16 protein-coding genes are annotated in these 15,135 nt (G+C 71.7%); 6 read left to right on the forward strand and 10 right to left on the reverse strand.

All coding sequences use genetic code 11. The features are described 5' to 3' along the window. The first annotated feature begins 17 nt into the window (after positions 1-17). Positions 18-467, forward strand: coding sequence for a D-aminoacyl-tRNA deacylase (gene dtd / locus F0U47_RS08315; protein ID WP_149749830.1), 450 nt, complete (start codon positions 18-20; stop codon positions 465-467). Between the two features lie 63 nt (positions 468-530). Continuing rightward, a complete protein-coding gene (locus F0U47_RS08320; protein ID WP_149749831.1) occupies positions 531-1,859 on the forward strand; it encodes a GDSL-type esterase/lipase family protein in 1,329 nt (442 codons plus the stop codon). 16 nt (positions 1,860-1,875) lie between these two features. Here F0U47_RS08320 and F0U47_RS08325 read toward each other — a convergent pair whose 3' ends face one another. The 6 genes from F0U47_RS08325 to F0U47_RS08350 all read right to left on the reverse strand — a co-directional run bounded on the left by F0U47_RS08325 (position 1,876) and on the right by F0U47_RS08350 (position 6,743). After that, positions 1,876-2,301, reverse strand: coding sequence for a DUF4395 domain-containing protein (locus F0U47_RS08325; protein WP_149749832.1), 426 nt, complete (start codon positions 2,299-2,301; stop codon positions 1,876-1,878). Continuing rightward, entirely contained in the window at positions 2,298-2,732 is a 435-nt protein-coding gene (locus F0U47_RS08330; RefSeq protein ID WP_149749833.1) for a thioredoxin family protein, read from the reverse strand. Before F0U47_RS08330 ends, F0U47_RS08325 begins: the two co-directional genes overlap by 4 nt. A 60-nt stretch (positions 2,733-2,792) precedes the next feature. Then, positions 2,793-3,089: a DUF1416 domain-containing protein gene (locus F0U47_RS08335; protein WP_118921430.1), complete on the reverse strand. Its 297-nt coding sequence runs from the start codon at positions 3,087-3,089 to the stop codon at positions 2,793-2,795. A gap of 2 nt (positions 3,090-3,091) precedes the next feature. Next, the gene (locus F0U47_RS08340; RefSeq protein ID WP_149749834.1) at positions 3,092-3,940 is read right to left on the reverse strand and encodes a sulfurtransferase; all 849 of its coding nucleotides are present in this window, start codon (positions 3,938-3,940) and stop codon (positions 3,092-3,094) included. 331 nt (positions 3,941-4,271) lie between these two features. Next, positions 4,272-4,886 (reverse strand): CatB-related O-acetyltransferase, encoded by a 615-nt coding sequence (locus F0U47_RS21995; protein ID WP_188111289.1) that lies wholly within the window; start codon positions 4,884-4,886, stop codon positions 4,272-4,274. Positions 4,887-4,925: 39 nt separating this feature from the next. Further along, positions 4,926-6,743 (reverse strand): DUF4012 domain-containing protein, encoded by a 1,818-nt coding sequence (locus F0U47_RS08350; RefSeq protein ID WP_188111223.1) that lies wholly within the window; start codon positions 6,741-6,743, stop codon positions 4,926-4,928. 153 nt (positions 6,744-6,896) lie between these two features. On the opposite strand from F0U47_RS08350, the gene F0U47_RS08355 reads away from it, so the two are divergent. Further along, positions 6,897-8,396 carry a tyrosine-protein kinase domain-containing protein gene (locus tag F0U47_RS08355; protein ID WP_149749836.1) on the forward strand — a complete coding sequence of 500 codons (1,500 nt, stop codon included), beginning with the start codon at positions 6,897-6,899 and terminating at the stop codon, positions 8,394-8,396. 6 nt (positions 8,397-8,402) lie between these two features. Next, on the forward strand, positions 8,403-9,011 hold the full coding sequence (locus F0U47_RS08360) for a serine O-acetyltransferase (protein ID WP_149749837.1): 609 nt from the start codon (positions 8,403-8,405) through the stop codon (positions 9,009-9,011). 25 nt (positions 9,012-9,036) lie between these two features. Here the strand turns inward: F0U47_RS08360 and F0U47_RS21055 are convergent, their stop codons facing one another. Genes F0U47_RS21055 through F0U47_RS08370 form a run of 3 tightly spaced genes read right to left on the reverse strand, consistent with a single transcriptional unit; the run spans position 9,037 to position 12,289 of the window. Continuing rightward, positions 9,037-10,245, reverse strand: coding sequence for a glycosyltransferase family 61 protein (locus F0U47_RS21055; RefSeq protein ID WP_188111224.1), 1,209 nt, complete (start codon positions 10,243-10,245; stop codon positions 9,037-9,039). Beyond that, on the reverse strand, positions 10,242-11,261 hold the full coding sequence (locus tag F0U47_RS21060; protein ID WP_188111225.1) for a glycosyltransferase family 2 protein: 1,020 nt from the start codon (positions 11,259-11,261) through the stop codon (positions 10,242-10,244). The genes F0U47_RS21055 and F0U47_RS21060 overlap by 4 nt, the downstream gene beginning before the upstream one ends. Positions 11,262-11,263: 2 nt before the next feature. Then, positions 11,264-12,289 (reverse strand): glycosyltransferase family protein, encoded by a 1,026-nt coding sequence (locus F0U47_RS08370; RefSeq protein WP_149749838.1) that lies wholly within the window; start codon positions 12,287-12,289, stop codon positions 11,264-11,266. 72 nt (positions 12,290-12,361) lie between these two features. On the opposite strand from F0U47_RS08370, the gene F0U47_RS08375 reads away from it, so the two are divergent. Both F0U47_RS08375 and F0U47_RS08380 read left to right on the forward strand, forming a co-directional pair. Beyond that, on the forward strand, positions 12,362-13,438 hold the full coding sequence (locus tag F0U47_RS08375; RefSeq protein ID WP_149749839.1) for a putative sugar O-methyltransferase: 1,077 nt from the start codon (positions 12,362-12,364) through the stop codon (positions 13,436-13,438). Continuing rightward, the gene (locus tag F0U47_RS08380; RefSeq protein WP_149749840.1) at positions 13,435-14,289 is read left to right on the forward strand and encodes a sulfotransferase domain-containing protein; all 855 of its coding nucleotides are present in this window, start codon (positions 13,435-13,437) and stop codon (positions 14,287-14,289) included. The genes F0U47_RS08375 and F0U47_RS08380 overlap by 4 nt, the downstream gene beginning before the upstream one ends. A gap of 7 nt (positions 14,290-14,296) precedes the next feature. Here the strand turns inward: F0U47_RS08380 and F0U47_RS08385 are convergent, their stop codons facing one another. Further along, positions 14,297-15,127: a sulfotransferase family protein gene (locus F0U47_RS08385; RefSeq protein ID WP_188111226.1), complete on the reverse strand. Its 831-nt coding sequence runs from the start codon at positions 15,125-15,127 to the stop codon at positions 14,297-14,299. Positions 15,128-15,135 lie beyond the last annotated feature (8 nt).

The following is a 15,135-nucleotide window of genomic DNA, read 5'->3' on the forward strand; positions in this document are numbered from 1 at the left end:
GCCGCAAGAATGGCCGCATGCGCGCAGTCGTCCAACGGGTCCTGTCGGCGTCGGTCACCGTCGACGACGAGGTGGTCGGCGAGCTGGACCGGCCTGGCCTCCTCGTCTACCTCGGCGTCACCCACGCCGACGGCCATGCAGAGGTCGCGTGGATGGCCCGCAAGATCCGTGAGCTGCGGATCCTGCGCGACGAGGAGTCGGCCGCGGACGTCGGCGCACCGGCCCTGGTCGTCAGCCAGTTCACGCTCTACGGCGACGCCCGCAAGGGCCGACGGCCCTCCTGGACGGCGGCCGCGCCCGGGCCGCTCAGCGAGCCGGTCTACGACGCGGTCTGCGCCGAGCTCGAGCGGCTCGGCACCCCCGTCGAGCGCGGCGTCTTCGGCGCGATGATGCAGGTGCGCTCCGTCAACGACGGCCCGTTCACCGTCCTTCTGGAGCGACCGCCGGAGACCTCTGACACCAAATGACCCCCCGGCTTCGGACGTTCGCCCGTGGTGACCGCGGCTCCTCGGTGGTCACCTTGAGGGGTGATGGTCACACGCGCACTCCGGCACGCCGCGGTCGCCGTGGCGCTCGCGGTCATGGCAGCAATGGCGCCGACCGCCGCGCACAGCGAGACCGCAGGCGCAGGCGACGCTGCCGCCCTGCGCATCCTGCTGGTGGGCGACTCCGTGACCCACGGGTCGGCGGGTGACTGGACCTGGCGGCACCGGCTCCACCAGCACCTCACGGCTGCCGGGGTCGACTTCGACTTCGTGGGACCGAGCAACGACCTGTACGACAACGTCGCCGGCACCGCCGGGTCCTTCGCGTACGCCGACCCGGCCTTCGACACCGACCACGCTGCCAAGTGGGGCATGTGGATCAGCCGGATCAAGTACCCGATCGGCGACCTCGTCGCCACCTACGACCCGGACATCGTGGTCGAGATGCTCGGCGTCAACGACCTGGCCCACGGCGTGTGGCACGGCGCGGTCGCCTACGAGGTGGCCGAGCTCGTCAGGGACGCCCGGGCGGTGAAGCCGACGGTGGACGTCGTGGTCGCCGAGGCGACCCAGCACTGGTTGCCGGGTGTGCCGGCCTTCAACACAGCGCTCGACGGCGTGGCGGGCCGGCTGTCGACCCCCGAGTCGACCGTCGTCGTCGCCGACACGGCGACCGGCTACGACGCGGCCGCCCACACGTGGGACGGCTCGCACCCGAACGCCCGCGGCGAGGTGCGGATCGCCGCCGCCGTCGCCGACAGCCTGCACGTGCTCGGGGTCGGCCCGGGGGTGGAGCACCCGCCCCCGCCTCCGCCGGTCGGGCCGCGCACCGCCGCCCAGCTGACGGTCCGCGCGGGCGACGGCTCCGTCGACCTGCGCTGGACCGGCTCCCCCGGCGCCACCGGGCAGTACGTCTGGGTCCGCGACCGGACGCTCGACGGTCCGTGGGACCGCATGCCGGCGCAGGTCACCGGCACGTCGTCGACCCTCGACTCGCTCGACAACGGGCACCGCTACCAGTTCCGGACCCAGCCGGTGAAGGGGGACGACGAGCCGGAGGGCGAGGTGTTCTCCAACGTGGTGGCGGCGACTCCGCGGCCCCCGGCGCCGGCCTGGCTGCGAGCCGAGGGCGGCCGCAGCTGCGCCCGGCTCTCCTGGACGGCCCCCGTCGGCGCGTCCGCCTATCGCGTCCTCCTGCGCCAGGACGACGGATGGCGGGTCCTCGCCCGCCCGGACCGGCCGTCGGCCGTCGTCCAGGACCTCCCGCCCGCCACCTCGTGGGTGATCGGCGTGCAGGCGATCCGGGACGGCGTCCGCAGCGTTCCGGCGCCGGTCCGGGTGCTGCGGGACCGGTCCGTCGAGTCCTGTCGCTGATCCGGGACGAGCCGGCTCACGCGCGGCCGGCAGCCCGCAGGCCGACCAGGTAGAGCTCGCAGCCGAGGCAGAGCCCGAACACGGCGTTCAGCAGCGCCGCGACCAACGCGAGCCCGACCGCGACCTGGGCCGCGAGCACCGCGCCGGTCAGGTAGCAGACGAGAGCGACCAGGGCGAACGCCAGCCCGACGGCCTGGGCGAAGCGAGGCGGCGCGGGGTCCTCGAGCGCGGCGGGTGGCGAGAGCCGAGGCCGGACCAGGCTGCGGAAGACCAGGCCGGTCGGCGTGTTCTGGACCCCGAGCACCACGCCCATCGCGAAGAAGACGCCCTGGACGGCGATCAGCGCCGTCGCCGCCGGGTCGGGGAGGAGCAGGGTGACGGCGAGCAGCACCGCGGTCACCGACGCGGTGAACCGCGGCCCGCGCGGGTCGATGCCGCTCATCGGCTGCCTCCCTCGGCGTGGGCGAGCGCCGCGAGCACCTGCTGCTTCTGCGGAGCGCCCGCGGCGCGCAGCACCTCGTGACCGGCCGCGTCGAGGACCAGGGTCGTCGGCGTGCGTCGTACGTCGAGGGCACGGACCAGGTCGAGGTGCTTCTCGGCGTCGATCTCGACATGGTGGACGCCGTCCTCCTGGTCGGCCACGTCGGCGAGGACGACCCGGGCGGTGCGGCACGGCGCGCAGAACGCCGACGAGAACTGCACCAGCGTGGCGCGATCCCCGGGCACCGCGCCCGTCGAGGCGGCGGCGACGTGGTCCCACGCCGTCGGCGCCGCGTCGGCGTGCGCCACGAACCGGCCGTCGACGTGGCGGCGGTAGAGGCCGAAGCCGACCGCGGCGAGCGCAGCCAGGGAGAGGACGAGGAGGCCGGTCATGTCGGTTGAACGCGAACGGCGGCCCCCGGGATTCCGGGAGCCGCCGTCACGATGGTCACGTCAGACCGCGATCTCGACCTCGGCGATGCTGCCCACCGCCGCCTGCACCTTGCGGTCCACCGGCTCGGCGCCGGGGACCAGGGTGCGGAGGGTCCACTCGCCGTCGCCCGCGAAGAACCGGAAGTGGCCAGTCGCGGACACGGGGACCTCGGCGGTGAACTCGCCGGTCCGGTCGAGCAGGCGGACGTAGCCGGTGCTGACCGGCTCGCCGCCCTTGGTCACCTGACCCTGGACGATGGCCTCGATGTCGGTGTTGATGCCGTTGAGCGACAGGCCGCCCTCAGTCGCGCCGCACATGCTCAGGCCTCCCCGGGCTCGTCGCCGAGGGCGATCGGAACACCCACGAGCGAGCCGTACTCGGTCCACGAGCCGTCGTAGTTCTTGACGTTCTCCTCGCCGAGGATCTCCTTGAGCACGAACCAGGTGTGGCTCGACCGCTCGCCGATCCGGCAGTAGGCGATCGTGTCCTTGGACCAGTCGACGCCGGCCTCGGTGTAGATCTCCTTCAGCTCCTCGTCGGAGCGGAAGGTGCCGTCGTCGTTGGCCGCCTTGCTCCACGGGACGTTCGCCGCGGTCGGGATGTGGCCGGCCCGCTGCGCCTGCTCCTGCGGGAGGTGGGCCGGGGCGAGGAGACGGCCCGCGAACTCGTCGGGCGACCGGACGTCGACCAGGTTCTGGGTGCCGATGGCGGCGACGACCTCGTCACGGAACGCGCGGATCGAGAGGTCCTGCTCCTGCGCGGTGTACGTCGTCGCGGGCCGGTCGGGCAGCTCGCCGACCAGCTCGCGGGAGTCCAGCTCCCACTTCTTGCGACCCCCGTCGAGCAGCTTGACGTCCTCGTGGCCGTAGAGCTTGAAGTACCAGTAGGCGTAGGCCGCGAACCAGTTGTTGTTGCCGCCGTACAGGACGACGGTGTCGTCGTTGGCGACGCCCCGCTCGGACAGCAGCGCCTCGAACTGCTCCTTGTTGACGAAGTCGCGGCGGACCTGGTCCTGGAGGTCCGTGGTCCAGTCGAGCTTGATGGCCCCCTTGATGTGGCCCTTGTCGTAGGCGGTCGTGTCCTCGTCCACCTCGATCAGCACGACCTTGGGGTTGTCGAGGTTCTCCTCCACCCACTGGGCGGAGACGAGGGAGTTCTCGCGGCTCATTTCTGATGTGTTCCTTCTGAAATAGGTTCTTCGTGGAGAGGAGCGAAAGAGGCTGACGAGAGGCACGACGCGGGAAAGCCGTGAGCGCAGCCGGCAACCGAGCTGGACTGGGTGCCAGGAGACGTGCGCCGGGTGTCAGCCGTGGCGGTGCGGACCGCCGGGATGGACCCCGCTCAGCGCATTCGACACAGCGCCGAGCTGACGCGGCAGTTGTCCACCGCGCGCCGCTTGGTCAGCCAGGTCGTCGACATGCGGGCAACAGTACGGCGGCGACCCCCGGCACCGGCACGCGGCTCTCGAATGCCGAGACGGTCGTCCAGATGGCGGACAGTCACGCCTCGCGGAGGCGCTGCGCGAGCTCGGCGGGATCGACCGCGGTGAGGTCGAGCTCGAAGAGGTCGCGGTTGCGCCGCAGCCGCTCGTCGTCCCACGTCCACCACTCGACGCCCTCGAGGACCGCCCGGACGTCCTCCGGGTAGCGCCAACCCAGCACCTTCGCCGGGTTGCCCGCTGCGATCGCGTACGCGGGGACCGGCTTGGTGACGACCGAGCCGGCGCCGACGACAGCACCGTTGCCCACCGTCACCCCGCCGAGGATCACCACCGAGTCGCCGATCCACACGCCGTGCCCGATCTTCACCGGCCGCGCTTCCGCGAGCAGCGGCCGCCCACCGATGACCCGGACCTGGGCCTCGTTCTGGATGCCGAGGTACTGCGTGTGGTGGTTCGCCGGGCGCACCACCAGCCGGCCGGCGATGGCGCAGTAGGACCCGATCTCGCACGGGTCGAGGTGGGAGGGCGCGTTGATCTTGGTGCGGCGGCCGATCACGACGTTGCGCGCGATATAGGAGCCGCGCGGGACCTGGACGTCGTCGCGGCGGAACTGCGCGCGATGTCGCTCGGTCACGACCATGCGCCACAGCCCGTTCCGCATCGACCTCAGCATCCGGCGCACGGCGTCAGGCTACAAGCCACGAACCGGGTGTCAGCACGCGCTGCGGACGACGGTCGCGGACGATCCGGGGAATGCACCGGGGGTCACGTCGAGCTCGACCTGCCCGGTCTGGCCGGGTCCGGTGCGCAGCTCGAAGTCGATGCGCTGGGTCTCACCGGGGTCCAGGACGGTGACGACCTGGGCCAGTGGCCGGCCCCCGTAGTCGACGGTCGCGACGGGGTCGAACGCGCGCTCGTCGAGCGAGAGCCCGTCGATGCTGCCGCCGGCCGGCGCGGTCAGGTAGACGGCGATCCGCTGCTGCCCGGGCTCGATCTCGCCGTAGAACCGGCCTCCCCGGAAGATGCCGGTCACGGTCTCGGGCAGGCCGGTCGCAGGAGCTGTGTTGGTGAGCTGGAGGGAGCCGGCGACCTCCTGGGCGTAGCCGGAGCAGGAGCGGGCGACGACCTCGGCCTCGTACTGGAGGTAGTAGGTCATCTTCGACTCGAGGGCGTCGTTGAGGTAGATCCCCACGTGCGCCTCCTGGTCCGTGGCCGAGAGCTCGCCCGCGATCTCGGTGCCGGTGATCTGTGCCTGCTCGGACCCGACGAAGCTGTGCATCCGGATCCTGCCCTCGGCGACGCCGGTGGCGAGCATCCGGATCACTTGCACGGGGTCGCCGCGACCGGCCGCGAACGCGTCGAAGACCGCCTCCGCGACGGCGTTCTGGTAGTCCTCCTGCTCTGCCCGGTTGGCAGCGGTCAGGTAGATCTCGTTCTCGACCTTCCGGACCACGTCGGCCGACGTCACCGGCCCGTAGCCGGGCACGTCGACCGGACCGGTCGCGGTGAGCAGGTAGGAGACCGCGACCGGGTCCACGAAGAAGACGCCGTCGACGCTGCCGCCGAGCTCCCGCTCCCAGCGGGTGCTCGCGAGCAGGGCCGCACGCGGCACATCGGGGGTCATGCTGGCGTTCATGAACCACTGGCCGAGGGTCTCGCCGAACACCCGCTCCTCCCCCTCGGTGAGGGGTACGACGGGCCGCTCGAGCCCGCCGTACTGGGAGGTGCCCTCCTGGGCGACGATGTGGACCTCCCCCTCCTCGGCGCGGATCAGCGAGATCGACCCCGCCAGGCCGCCGAGGCTCCGGAGCTCGGCGTTGTTCTCGAAAACCAGCAGGTGCTCGCGCGCGCCGTCGGCCCCGAGCAGGCTCGGCATCAGCTCGGCCGCGCGGTAGGCCGACCCGAGCGTGGCGCGGGCGTCGAGCACGATGTCGCGGAGGTCGCCGTACCGCTGCCCGACGGGACCGGTCAGGCCGGTGTCGTCGACACCGTCGAGCGCAGTGGCGGCGTCGTCGAACGCCTCCTCGCTCTCCCGCGCGGGCTCGCGCACGGACGCGATCGTCTCGAGCGGGAACCGGTGGTCGCGGGGGTTGAACGAGCGCGCGGCGACCAGCTCGGCGGCGTCGACCAGCTGAGGCAGGCCGTTCTCGCCGAGGTCGTCGAGAACCGCCGCCGCGGTGGCGACCGCCTCCGCGTCGTCGCCGACGCCGGGCGTCTGCTCCAGCACCCACCAGGTCGGGCCGTCGGTCCGGGCGCTCGCCGACCCGGTCCGCTCCTGGTAGCTCTCCAGCGCGCGGCGGGCGCCGTCGGCGTCGCCCTCCTCGAGCTCCTGTCGCAGCAGGAGGGCGCTCCGCTCCACCTGCCGGAGGTCCCCGGCGGCCGACCACGCGGTCCACCCGATCCAGGCGACGGCCAGGAGGACCACCGCGAGGCCTCCGAGCGCGACCCCGCGGGCGGGTTTCTCCCGCACCCAGCGGACCGCTCCGCGCCACCCGTACGGACGGCGACGACGTCGGACCACGGGAGACACGCGGCACAGCATGCCACCGCGTCACCGGTCCTGCGCCCGACGTGCCGTCCATCTCGTAGGATGCGGAGTGGTCAGGGAGGGTCCGCGTGACCGATGCGCGGTCGCTACGTTCTCCACTTGCGTACCCAGCGTGTGGTCGAAGATTGAGGTGCCGTGGATTTCAAGCAGCTCCTGCTGGTCCTGCGTCGTCGGTGGCGCGCCATCGTCGCGATGTTCCTGCTCGGGCTCGGCGTCGGCGCCGGCGTCTCCTACGCCATCACGCCGGAGTACGAGTCGACGGCGAAGGTGTTCCTCTCGGTCGACGCCCGGAGCGCGACCGACGCGTACGCCGTCACGATCTTCCTGAACTCCCGCGCCCAGTCCTACGCCGACCTCGCCCACAGCTCCGAGCTGGCAGGCCGGGTCATCGACGTGCTCGACCTCGACATGACCGCGGCCGACCTCTCGGGCCGGATCTCCTCCGAGGTCGTCGAGGAGACGTCGGCCATCACGATCACCGTCACCGACACCGACCCGCAGCGCGCGCAGACGATCGCTGACGTGGTCACCAGCGAGTTCCAGGCCTACACCGAGGAGCTCGAGACCGCGGGCGACGCCTCCGAGTCGCAGATCAAGGTGAACGTCACCGACCCGCCCGAGTACCAGCCCGACCCGGTCCGGCCGGACTGGGTGCTCAACCTCCTCGCAGGCGGGCTGATCGGCCTGCTGCTGGGCCTGGCGCTCGCCGTCGCCCGCGAGCTGCTCGACCGCACCGTCCGCACGGCCGAGCACATCTCGGAGGTCACCGACGCGCCGGTCCTCGCCAGCATCGGCTTCGACAACGAGATCCGGTCGGCGCCACTCCTCACCGACCTCGGCGGCTTCGCGGCCCGGACCGAGGCGTTCCGCCTGCTGCGCACGAACCTCCAGTTCATCGACCTCGACCACCGGGCCCGGGTGCTCGTGGTCACCAGCGCCGTCCCCGGCGAGGGCAAGACGATGACGTCGACCAACCTCGCCGTGGCCCTGGCCCAGACCGGCCGCACGGTGCTCATCGTCGACGCCGACCTGCGCCGGCCGCGGGTCGCGACCATGCTCGGCGTCGACCCCGCGATCGGCCTCACCACGGCGCTGGTCGGCAAGGCGCAGATCGAGGACGCGATCCAGGTCCACGGGCCCAGCGGCCTCCACGTCCTCGCGAGCGGGGCGAAGCCGCCGAACCCGACCGAGATCCTGCAGTCCCGGGTCACCCACGACCTGATCCGGCGCCTGCGGCAGTCCTACGACATGATCATCGTCGACGCCCCGCCGCTGCTGCCGGTCGCGGACGCGTCCGTCCTCTCGACGCTCGCCGACGGCGCGATCCTCGTCGTCCGGCACGGTCAGACCACGCGGGACCAGGTCACCGAGGCCGTCAACCGGCTCTCCCAGGTGGGCGGCCGCCTCTACGGCGTCGTCGTCAACATGGTCGCGAAGCGCGCGATCGGCAGCTATTACTACTACTACTACGAGGAGACGTCCCCGGTTAAGGACGGTCGCTCCCCCAAGCCGGCCAAGACCGTCAAGCCGGCGAAGTCCCCGAAGCCGGACAAGCCCTCCAAGAGCAAGTTGAGTGGCGGCCGGCGCAGGGCCTCCGTGCCGGAGGTCGGCGACGACGAGACACCCCCGGCGTAGGGCGGCGTGGACACCCTGGTGAGGTCCCGCGGCCTGCGCAGCACCATCGAGGCCGACCTGCGGGCCAACGTCGACCCGACCCAGCGCACCGGGATCGCCTTCTGGGCCTGGGTCGCCGGCAAGGCGCTCTTCGCGCCCCAGGTGCATGCCGTCGTGCTCTACCGGTTCGCGTCCGTCCTCGCCCGCACCCCGCTGCGGCCGGTCGCGCTCCTGCTCCGCTCGATCGGCCTGGTCTGGAGCGGCGCCGAGATCCACCCGGACGCGCAGTTCGGCCCTGGCCTGGCGCTCGTGCACTCGAACGGTGTCGTCATCGGGGGCGGTGTCCGCGGCGGCGTCGACTGCCGGATCAACCCGGGGGTCGTGCTCGGTGAGCCGGGTCGGGGCAGCAAGGGCGACTACGACTTCCCCGTGCTCGGCGACCACGTGACCCTCGGCGCCCACGCGGTGGTCCTCGGGCCGCTCCGGGTCGGTGACGGCTCCGTGGTCGGCGCCAATTCCGTGGTCCGTGGCGACGTGCCGGACAACGTCGTCGTGGCAGGGGCGCCGGCGCGCGTGATCCGCCGGCTCGTGCCCTACGAGCAGGACCCCTCCCGCGCGACCGCCGCCCAGGACTGAGGACCGACGGCCGAGCCGGTCCGGCTCAGCGAGCCGCGAGCAGGTCGTCCAGCGCGGCCTCGACGCGGTCGGCCGGGATGTCGATGTCGTCGACGATGCCGGTCATCTCCTTGCCCTCCGGCCAGGAGCCGGCACCGACGAGGTAGCGGTAGTGCATCCCGCCGATGGCCTCGGCGATCGTCCAGAGGCCGAGGTGGACGTAGGTCCCGGCGAACATCTCCAGCACGCGAACGCCGGGACGGCTCCAGGTGATGTTGGTGAGCGCCGCGCCGTGCGGCGAGACGATCACCTCCGCGTTGTGGAAGACGTCGATCTGCTCCTGCACGCTCAGCGTGCCGGGGTCGAGGGTGACGAAGCCGCGGCGCTCGAGGCGCGGCCACAGCTCGGTCTCCTGGAGGTAGCGGCGCGCACCGGGCTGCTGGCCGCGGGAGAGGTAGAGCCGGGTCGGCGTGTCGGTGCGCCCGCTCGGCGGCAGCCGCTTGCGCAGCCACTCGGTCGCCGACGGCGGCGCGTCGAGGTCCTGGTTCGGCGTGCTCGGGACCAGCAGCCGATCGGCCCGGATCGTGCGGTCGGCCCGGGGCTGGATGAAGGTGCCGGAGATGCCCGCGAGCTCCAGGATCTGACGCTGGTAGCCGCTCTGGTGCGGGACCACGATCGCGTCGACGTGCTCGCCCGGCAGGCTCTCCTCGAAGATCCCGTAGCGGGCGACCGCGTCGTAGAGGAAGTGGTAGTAGTTCACCGCCGTGCCGCGCGTCGTGAGGCTGAGGACCGTGCCGGGCACGTGCTCGACCTGTGGCAGCCGCGGACGCAGGAAGAGCGGGTGCTCCCGCCAGCCGGAGAGCCCGAAGTAGCCGCTGGTCTGGTAGTCGAGGATCCCGCCCGGGGTCACGGTCGCGGCGTAGTCGCCGACCAGACGGCCGTCGCGGACGTCGAGCACGTAACGGGCCGGGATCTCGGCCCGCCGGCCCTTCTCGAACACCCAGTGCCGGGGCGGGTCGCCCTCGGCCGGGCCGCGCTCGAGCAGCTCGGCCGCTCCGCCCGGGTGGAGTACGACGGCCTCCGGCTCGCGCTCCGCGGTCGTCGCCGAGGCCGCGGTCGCGGTCAGCGGCAGGCCGCGGTCGCCGATGAGCCGTCCGAACGGACGGAACAGGACGCCGGCGAGCACCGCGAGGAGCCGGTGGAGCCGCTTGAGGAGCGGCCATGCGGGCTGCAGCCGGGCGGGCAGTCGGCTCACTTGTTGACCAGCCGTCGGACGACGCGCCACACGACCGGGATCTCGATGAACCGCCGCACCATGGCCCGCATCCAGAGCGGCCGGATCAGCCGCCGGGCGAGCCGCGAGAGCCGGCCGTCCGTGCGGAGGAGCACGAGCTCGAGCTCGCCCTCGATGGCGCGGTTGAGCTCGACCACCGGCGGGTGGGACAGCGGGAAGTCCAGCGACCGGGCAGGCTCGGGGTCCTTGGCGGCCCGGGTGTGGGTCGCGCCCTCGCCGTACCCGTCGTGCTCGACGAGGTTGACGCACGGCATGATCGACAGGCCCTGCCGCGACATGATCGTGACCCACCAGTGGTGGTCCCAGCCGTAGCGGTCGCCGTCCTCCTCGGTCGACACGAACGTGAAGTGCCGCCGCGCGGCCTCGGTGACCAGGGCGTCGGGGTGGGGTACGGCGACCTTCGTCCGCCGGGCCGGCGCGGTGCGCGGGACCTCGTCCACGCGGTCCTCGGCGCCGGCATGGTCGCGATCGAACTCGGACCGGTGGTCGTGCCAGCGGTCGGCCCAGGTCGCCCAGCCCCAGACGCTTGCCCAGGTGCTGAACCCGTAGCTGTGCCCGCCGAACATCTCCTGCGGGACCAGGTGGGTGTCGCCGCCGATCTGCCAGATCCGCTTGTCGTCGGCGTAGCGCTCGAGGAGCTCGTCGGCGTACCGGAAGAACGACGGGTCCGGGATGCAGTCGTCCTCGAGCACGATCGCCCGGTCGACCTGCGAGAACACCCAGTCGAGGCCGAGCTCGACATTGGCCTCGAGCCCGAGGTTGCGCTCGGCGAGCTTGCGCTCGACCTTGACCGGCCAGTCGATGTCGTCGAAGAGCGCGCGCACCGCCGCGCACTGCTCCGCCTCGTCCGGCCGGCCGGGTCGCGGCCCGTCGGCGACGATGAACAGCCGCTCGGGTCGTACCTGCCGCAGCACGTCGAGGTTGCGCTTCGTGACGTCGGGTCGCCGGAAGGCGATCAGGACGACCGGTGTGTGCACGATCAGCTCCTCTGGGCCATCCGTGAGGCAACCCGCGCGGCACCCTTCGCGGGACGACTGTTGACCGCCGCCCGAGCGGCGCGGCGCAGTCTAGGCGACTTGATCACCTTGCGAGCCAGCCGGGCAGCGGGCCCTCCGACCCGGTTGAGGTGGAGCTCGAGCTCCCGCTCGACCTCGACGTTCAGCGCCACCTCAGGAGGGTGCTTGAGCGGGAACTCCATCGGCTCCGCCGGGTCGTCCTCGCGACCGGGCGCGTAGCCGTGCGTCGCGTCCGCGCCGAACCCGCTGTTGACCACCAGGTTGCCCGAGGGCGCGATGCAGAGGCCGCCCTCGGTCATGATCGTCAGCCACCAGTGCTTGTCCCAGCCGTGGGTGACGACGTCGTCAGAGCTCGCGGCCTCGGCGAAGTGCCGCTGCCCGGCACGGGTCACCAGCGTGCCCGGGGCGGGCACGGCGGGCTTCGTGCGCACCGGTGCGTCTCCCGCGTCGGTCGCCGAGCGGCGTACGTGGTCACGGGGGAAGACCGCCCGGTGCCGCTGCCAGCGGTCGGCCCACGTCGCCCAGCCCCAGACGCTCGCCCACGTGCTGAACGCGTAGCTGTCGTCGCCGTAGAGCCGACGGGGCACACCGTGCCGGTTGCCCGCGATCTGCCATACCCGGCGGTCGTCCCGATAGCGGTCGAGCAGCTCCTGCGCGAAGGGGAAGAAGGTCGGGTCCGGCGTGCAGTCGTCCTCGAAGACCAGCGCCTCGGGCACCTGCGAGAACACCCAGTCGAGCCCGAGCTCGACGTTCCCCTCGACGCCGAGGTTGACGTCGGAGAGCTTGCGCTCGACCTGGCAGGGCCAGTCGATCTCGTCGAAGACCGCCCGCGTCTCCGCGCAGAGCGCCGCGTCGTCCGGCCGGTCCGCGCGAGGCCCGTCGGCGATGAGGAACACCCGCTCGGGCGCGGCCTCCCGGATCGCGGCAAGGGTGCGCCGTGCCAGGTGGGGGCGGTTGAACGCGATCAGCACGACGGGAGTCGGGAGCACGAAGCAGCATCCTTCCGGTCAGGAGTTGGAACATTCCACCAGACCTGGATTCCTGTCTTAAGGTTGCCCACTGTGCCCCCTTCTGAGAGCCAGGTCCTCGCCAAGCTGAAGCGCGCCAACCCGTCCCTGGTCCGGTCCTGGGCCAAGCGCCAGGCGAAGGCCGCCGCCGCCCGCAGCGGCTACCTGGTGACGAAGCTGGACGGCGAGGCCCAGCGCTACGCCCGCGTCTCCCACAACGACGCGGTCGCGCTGCCGCCGGGCGCCGAGGAGACGCTGCGCCAGGACAACCCGAGGCTGGCCGAGCTCCAGGCGGCGTACGACGCGCTGGACATCCCGGCGACCGCGCACACCCAGTGGCGCCAGGGCTTCCTCAAGCGCAACCTCTCGCTGGCGTGGTTCCGCGGCGACAACGCCTACGTCTGGCAGTTCCGCCAGCTGCGCAACGCCGCGGAGGCGCGGATGTACCTCACCCTCCTCGACGTCGAGTCCCGTGACCGGCTCGGCCTGCTCAAGCGGCTCGAGGAGGACGGCCTGTTCGGCGCCTGGACGTTCACCTACGGCAACCGCCCCCCGGTCAGCCGCGACCTGCTCGACAGCGTCAACGAGATCAGCTACCTCGACGCCCAGATGGGCCTCAGCAGCATCGACGACCTGAAGGTGCTCGACATCGGCGCCGGCTACGGCCGGGTGGCGCACCGGATGTCGGCCGCGCTGCCCAACCTGGCCGCCTACGACTGTATCGACGGCGTCGCGACCTCGACGTTCCTGTGCGACTACTACCTCGACTACCGCAACGTGCCGGACTCGGTGCGCGTCGTACCTCTTCCCGAGTACGAGAAGCTCAGCGACGACTACGACCTCGCCGTCAACATCCACAGCTTCTCCGAGTGCTCGCTCGAGGCCATCGAGTGGTGGCTCGACCGGATCGCCGAGCGCAACATCGAGTGGCTGCTGATCGTGCCGAACACGCCCCACCAGCTGCTGAGCACCGAGCTCGACGGGTCGATGAAGGACTTCGCCCCGCTCGTCGCGGCGGCGGGCTACGAGCAGGTGGACGAGCGCCCGGTCTTCGAGAACGACGAGCTGCGCGCCCTGATCGACCTGCACGACACCTTCCACCTGTTCCGGCGCAAGGACTCCGCTTCGTGACGAACGTCGTCGGCGACGACGAGAGGTCGCGGGCGACCCTCTGGGCGGAGGAACGGCTCCGTCGGTACTCCGCGGCGACGACCCACCGGATCCTGGCGCGGCGCGGCCGTTCGCTCGGCATGTGGATGGGCGTCGGCTTCCCCAAGTCGGGCACGAACTGGCTGTGCGAGCTGATGGGGACGACCCTCGGCCTTCCCGTCCCGGTCGACTACCAGCTGCCGATCATGTTCAAGGCCGTGGTGCACTCGCACTACACCTACAACCCGCGCTTCCCGCGGGCGATCTACATCCGGCGCGACGGCCGCGACGTGATGACGTCGTTCTACTTCTACTGGACCCGCGCGACACAGATGAACAAGAACCCCCGGTTCTCCCGGGGGATCCGCGAGATCTTCGACGAGCTCTACGGCCCGTCGTTCGACCCGGCCGACGTGCAGGGCAACCTCCCGCGGTTCATCGAGTACCAGATGACCGTGGCCCCCACGACGATCGGCGTCCCGTGGCACGCCCACGTCCGCGACTGGTGGGACCGCCCGGACGTCGGTCACGTGACCTTCGAGGGGCTGCTCAGCAACCCGGTCGACGAGATGGTCCAGGCACTGCGGGCGGCCTCCGGCGAGGAGCCACGACGCGACCTGGTCGAGCTCGCGGTGCAGCGGCACGACTTCTCCAACAGCGCCGGCCGCAGCTCGGGCGAGGAGGACCGCCGGGCGTTCCGGCGCAAGGGCGCGTCCGGCGACTGGCGCAACCACTTCACGCGGGAGGCCGCCGAGGTCTTCGACTCCTACGCCGGCGACGACCTCGTCGAGTTCGGCTACGCCGACGACCGGAGCTGGGTCGAGTCCCTCTGACCCAGGGTCAGGAGCCCCCCGGCTCCGTCCAGCTGAACTGCCGGCCCGTGAGCTCGACGAGCTCGGCGTCCCAGGGCTCGTAGAACGCCCGCAGCTCGCGGTCGGTCTCGCTCGGCTCGCGCGCGTACTTCCCGGCGTTCGTGCTCAGCCGCTTGGTCGAGTCCAGCTCGATCGTGCGGCCGACGAAGGCCTCGAGCAGCCCCATCTCCGTCGGGTCGTGGTTGAAGACGCGCTCCGAGTCGAGGACCAGGATGCTCGCCGGCTGGAACTCCTCGTAGAACCGCCGCAGGTAGCGCGCATAGGTCCCGCGGGTGCGATAGGAGTAGAGCGCGAAGTCGACACCGACGACGTCCGGGTCGGCCTCCATCGCCTCGAGGTCCGCGGCAATCCGGCTCTCCTCGGCCGCCAACGCGTCGGCGAAGTCGAGGTCCTCCAGCCCGGCGCGACGGTTGTGCTGATAGTGGGAGTAGGCCCGCGCCACGGGATCGCGGAGGATGAAGACGAGCCGTGCCTCGGGGTTGACCTCACGGATCCGCGCCGGGACGGCGGGATGGATCATGTACGCCGGGCTCGCGTCGATCTGGAGCGCGTCCGACGACTGCAGCTGGAAGTGGGAGGCGTACCACGCCGTGCCCCGCTGCCAGTGCGCGTTGAAGAAGAACACCTCCTTGATCGGAGGCTCGTAGAAGCCCGGCTGGGAGGCCAGCAGCTCGGCGAGGTAGGTCGTCCCGGACTTCTGCGCGCCGCAGATGACGATGTCCGCGGTCTTGCGGCGCGCCGCGGTCAGCTTCCGGAACGGGGCGGTCGCCCAGAAGGCGGTGTTGCGGGGTCTTGGCATGGTTGCTC

This window comes from Nocardioides antri, assembly GCF_008373765.1.
In the GTDB taxonomy this organism is placed as follows: domain Bacteria; phylum Actinomycetota; class Actinomycetes; order Propionibacteriales; family Nocardioidaceae; genus Nocardioides; species Nocardioides antri.

What these genes read in the sequence shown, in the direction of transcription:
- F0U47_RS08330 (WP_149749833.1), bottom strand. Translation starts at nt 2,732, where the DNA reads ATGACCGGCCTCCTCGTCCTCTCCCTGGCTGCGCTCGCCGCGGTCGGC.
- F0U47_RS21995 (WP_188111289.1), bottom strand. Translation starts at nt 4,886, where the DNA reads ATGCTGAGGTCGATGCGGAACGGGCTGTGGCGCATGGTCGTGACCGAG.
- F0U47_RS08335 (WP_118921430.1), bottom strand. Translation starts at nt 3,089, where the DNA reads ATGTGCGGCGCGACTGAGGGCGGCCTGTCGCTCAACGGCATCAACACC.
- dtd (WP_149749830.1), top strand. Translation starts at nt 18, where the DNA reads ATGCGCGCAGTCGTCCAACGGGTCCTGTCGGCGTCGGTCACCGTCGAC.
- F0U47_RS08320 (WP_149749831.1), top strand. Translation starts at nt 531, where the DNA reads ATGGTCACACGCGCACTCCGGCACGCCGCGGTCGCCGTGGCGCTCGCG.
- F0U47_RS08385 (WP_188111226.1), bottom strand. Translation starts at nt 15,127, where the DNA reads ATGCCAAGACCCCGCAACACCGCCTTCTGGGCGACCGCCCCGTTCCGG.
- F0U47_RS08325 (WP_149749832.1), bottom strand. Translation starts at nt 2,301, where the DNA reads ATGAGCGGCATCGACCCGCGCGGGCCGCGGTTCACCGCGTCGGTGACC.
- F0U47_RS08340 (WP_149749834.1), bottom strand. Translation starts at nt 3,940, where the DNA reads ATGAGCCGCGAGAACTCCCTCGTCTCCGCCCAGTGGGTGGAGGAGAAC.